A 4,737-nucleotide genomic window follows, 5' to 3' on the forward strand; every position below is an offset into this window, starting at 1 on the left:
GACACCTTGGGCACCGGTTTGTCGGAACCGGGCTTGGGCCACATGTAATCCACAAACCCCGCGCCCTTTTCCCGGCAGACTTTGACAAACTCCACAAAGAGGAGCTTGTTGTTCGGATCTTTGAAGCTGCTCATGTCCTTGCCGTTCAAAGCAGGCTTGATGGGGTGCATGACCATGGCGGGGGTCATGTCGTTGACCCAAAAATAATTGCTGCCTTCGTACCGCATGGCCGCAATCTGTTCCAAGGCGGCTTTCTTCGCAGCCTCTTCGCTGAGCTTTCCGGATTGGGCGGCCGCATGGTATTTCTCAAACATAGAATAGGCCACTTCCACCGCATGCCGGGTGGCCACCCTTTTTTCCGCCATCATGAGGGATTCCATCTTCCAGGCCGCCCAGGTGAGCGCCACGGCGATGGCCACCACGCTCCACAAACCCATGAAAAGCAGTTTGGTTCCCAAGTGGAAATTTCTCTTTCTCATCTTTGAATTTTCTCCTCCTTCTTGACTTGAATTCGCTTCGTTGTCCGGTCCGGACATGGCTTCAGTGAACCTGAATCGGTACAAACGGCATTGTCCTTTAACTGTTCTGGATCCAACTTGGGCTGAGACTTACAGGGAAGGCATGACGTGTTTGTTCTTCTGAGAGCGCAGTATTGCCTGCCATAAACAAACACACCACCACAAATGGATTAAAGTTTTGCTTTTCTGTGTACAGTTTTATTCTTTTCTGTGTTTGGCAAATAGTAGGCATTCGACTATCATGGACATAATGGAGGCAGTCGGGATGCGCAGGATAGTATCGGTGGCAGTCATATTCTGCATGGTAACTGGGCAGGTTGTCCTGCCGGTCACAAAAGTACGGGCAGACGAGGTGGTTGAGTCTGCCATGCAGGGTCAGAATTTCGGGCTGAACTTGCTTCATAATTCAGCAAACCTGCCAGATGTTAAATTGGGTATTGATCCTGGTGGTAGGGTTAGCTCTTCGAATACCATATATGTCCAAGAATTTGCGCCTGGGGCCGAAGCGGATGACATGAACAGTATGGCATACGGATATGATGATCCGGAATCTCTGGCAGTTGAAGCCCTACAGGCTCGATCCAACTTGATGAAAGATGGATGTCCCGTGATACATTTCGCACCCGTATCGGAGCGGGTTGTACTAACTGCCACAATTTGGGAACAGTATTATGAGAACGGAAATGAAATCTTGACTCCTTCCACCTATACGGGGCGAATTGAATTTTCCGTTCCCACAATCGGGGCGGATCGTACATGGCACACCACTCTTCGGCCCCGATCCGGAAATGGTTCTGCGCTAATTCTGAAGTTTCAGAACACTCCGTTTCCCGCCCCCAGAGATAGCTCCTTTACCATCAATCATAATGTTAAGGGAGAGCATGGAGAAAGCGGAAATATCACATCTTATGGCACTATTGATGATGGGTTTAGCAGCACCGGTTCTATATATCTTTCCGGCTCTCATTCCTTTACTGTGAGTGCGCATTTGTATCGAGTGAACAAATACTATGTGAATGAAAACTGCCCTACTTATCCTCCTGCTGAGTGTATCTACGATGGAGTGGACCTGTGTGATATTAAGGCGATGGGGGTGCGAGCCTTTTTTGATACCGAAAACAATACTTCACAGCAGCAGGCATTCGATGTTGTATACTCTTCATTCTATGACAATCCCGAACCTGATCTGACAGATGATTATTCCCTGGTTAGCATGTTGGCCAGAACAAATGCAATATATGATGGTACTGATCCGATAACGCAGATTTTTGGAGGTTGTACTTGGCAGGAATCATCTGCATCCCGTTCCACCAAAACAGTACATGTTCCGGATTATTATTCATGTTCCGGAGTGTATCTTGGGCAGGACGGATGCACGTCTTTTCAGAGAAGGTTCGAGTTTGAAAAAGTGGCCAGTCGTGTTGTGGCGGCCATAACGCAATATGAATATGAGTATGGACAAGGAAATCCACCTCCAATTACGGGAGAACATCAGGTATCCGTTGCGGAACCCATAAATTTTAGTTGTCCAACTGTAGGTTCTGCCGAAACCAAAAGAATTGAGCTGGATAACGGGTACATTATAGTGGAATGTACTCCCTTTTCTTCTGGCGATTTTGTATATAATCATCATTTCACATCCGGTTCCGGAACAGTGGCTGATTATGGGACATCTGGCGACGGATGGACCATGAAGGGAACCGTTATCCCTGACGGAAGTACACTGGTGGAAATCACAGCTGATCTGTATGCCATCACAACCAATACAATAGATGGATGTACAGATTTTATGGCACACGCACGCGATGGGTGGTGCTCTTATTCGATTAACTGTACTGATGAACGCACATGTGTAACTATTGACGGAGTTAATTTTTGTCAGAATGCCGGGCCTGCACATGGTATATTTGATCTGCTGGAAGTATTGCCGGATATTAACGGACAACCCGTTGTCCCGGCTACATGCTGGGCTGGAAATGCTCCTCCCATGGAGTGTGAATATGCAATTGGTAATAGCGGAGAATGCTATACAGATCCGCAGGGAGAAATACACTGCATTGAGAATGACGGTACAGGACTTGATTCGCATCCCGACATATTTCCCGGTGGTGTGGATGATTGCGAGTATCACGGATATTACAATGACCCAGCCTGTACCTACATTCGCACAGAATGTGAAGAAGGTGCCGTGGGGCAGTTTTCGGGAGCTTGCTATGTCGGCAACATAATCTATGACTGCGGTGAAGATATTGAATATGAAGAACAGGAAGCATCCGCTAACGCCGGCAGCGAACTGTGCAGTTCTACAATTCGGTGTATGGGCACAGAATGTCATAACCCGGCTAGCGAATCGAATGGTGATTTAGATCGGGCCATTGCGGCCACCGGTCTAATCCAGATGATGCAGTCCGATTTGGCATGTGCTGAAACAGGCAATCCACCCACTTCCGTTGACGAACCATGCACACCGGTTGTTTTTTCAGGTAAAACCCGAAAATGCAAAACACCCATTGGCCACGAAATTGGACTGACTCCAGATTGTTGCAGAGAGGGGGCCAAGGCGGCGGCAGGAGTAGATGCTCTTTCTTATGTCAAGCTGGTTGTGTATGGAGCAAAGATAGCCAATAATCCGCTGGCCCTAAGTGCACTGGCCGATATTCCCGGTTACAGCGCATTCGCCGAAGCCCTGGAACCTGTTGGTCACCTTACTGAATCCGGGTTCAAACTTCTAAACAATACGCTTGTGTCTCCACTTGCCAACGGAATTACTCATCTGGGTTATGAAGTTACCGGTACGGCATCCGAAACTGTTGCCCGAGAAGCGGCAAAAAACATTGGCATAAACAGCGTAAAGCAACAGGTAATGTCTTCATTTTATCATTACATAAAGGATACTCTTGGAATGCCGGAACTTGCGGATTCGTTGTTTACTACATCTGGTGGCCAAATTGCACTTAATTCAACTATATCAACGATAATCAACGCAATAAATATGGCGTTTTTGGCATACAACGTTCTAAAAATTATTGGGCACCTCGTATTCAAATGCGATGAGGATGAGTTAAGATTGGGTATAGACCGCAAGGTTGGGAATTGCGTATATATCGGCACATACTGTGCCAAAAAAGTGTTTCTTATCGGATGTATTGTTAAGAAAACGGCCTACTGTTGCTACAAGAGTCCGCTAGCACGAATTATCATGCAACAGATTCGCCCACAACTGGGAGGTTTTGGATCCCCCAAAGATCCCAATTGTGCCGGTCTGACTCCCCAACAACTCGAACAAGTAGACTGGTCTCGTGTGGATTTGAGTGAGTGGGTGGCGCGGTTGCAACAAAGCGGTTTGGTGCCGTCCAGCATGGAGCGGGCTCGCCAAATCTGGTCGGCCAGTTATCCACGATCCAAACGGGCTTATGGAATTGATCCTCCAGGTCCGGACGGACAAGTATCCGGGGAATACCTCCTGCACGAGAGATACGCAGACCACACAGACAGGATGGCCGATATTAAGGATACCATGGCCAAACGTTCGGTATGCTATACGGACATGGAATATATGCCTTGGTATGAAGCCGTTCCGGATCCTGAAAACCAAGTGTGTTTTGATCCGCAGAGGTAAATGAATACATCTTGAATGGTGGAAAACAGCGATGAGGCTCTATCTGCACATAGTGGCGTACATGGTGGCATGGAGCATTGGTATCACGATGGCATTGCATGTGCCTAGCGGTGAAGTTCGAGCTGCTAATACTTTGGATGAATCGGTATATTCCGGCAAAGAAGAGGGATGGTTTTTTTACAAAGATCCTGTAGACCAAGAACAAAAACAGGAAGAACAGAAAGAACCGCCGGCAAGTCTACCTGTTCAGGAAACGGAATCTCCCAAGAAATTCGAACGGCAGTCGGTTTTGGTATCCCAACCGGAGAAACCGAAACCGCTTTCCGTCAGGTGGATCAGGGAAAACCTCCCGAAGCTTCTCGATACCGCCATTGACGATCCGACGCCCGAGAACGTGGCAGCCTATCTGTATGCCCATCGCATTATGATGGACAAAGCGCAGAATTTTGCGAAGGTGAGCTACCGCGTATCGAGACTGGATCCTCTACTTAACGAAGAGACTCGTTTTCCCTTCAGCAACGCTATGCGAGCAGGCTTTTTCCGACTGCAGAATGAGGCCAAAAAGGCGGCACTTAAGGAGGACATTGCCCGAAAGGCCGG

The 4,737-nt window shown here is 48.0% G+C and carries 3 protein-coding genes; 2 read left to right on the forward strand and 1 reads right to left on the reverse strand.

Annotated features, from left to right (window positions below):
- A partial coding sequence (locus tag B9A12_RS16325) for a cache domain-containing protein (protein ID WP_170920697.1) occupies positions 1 to 479 on the reverse strand: 479 nt, incomplete at its 3' end.
- 322 nt (positions 480 to 801) lie between these two features.
- Here B9A12_RS16325 and traN point away from each other — a divergent pair.
- A complete protein-coding gene (gene traN, locus B9A12_RS16330; RefSeq protein ID WP_170920698.1) occupies positions 802 to 4,137 on the forward strand; it encodes a conjugal transfer protein TraN in 3,336 nt (1,111 codons plus the stop codon).
- 31 nt (positions 4,138 to 4,168) lie between these two features.
- Positions 4,169 to 4,737: conjugal transfer protein TraF (gene traF, locus B9A12_RS16335; RefSeq protein WP_170920699.1), on the forward strand; the 569-nt coding region annotated here is incomplete at its 3' end.

This window comes from Desulfacinum hydrothermale DSM 13146, from assembly GCF_900176285.1.
In the GTDB taxonomy this organism is placed as follows: Bacteria; Desulfobacterota; Syntrophobacteria; order Syntrophobacterales; family DSM-9756; genus Desulfacinum; species Desulfacinum hydrothermale.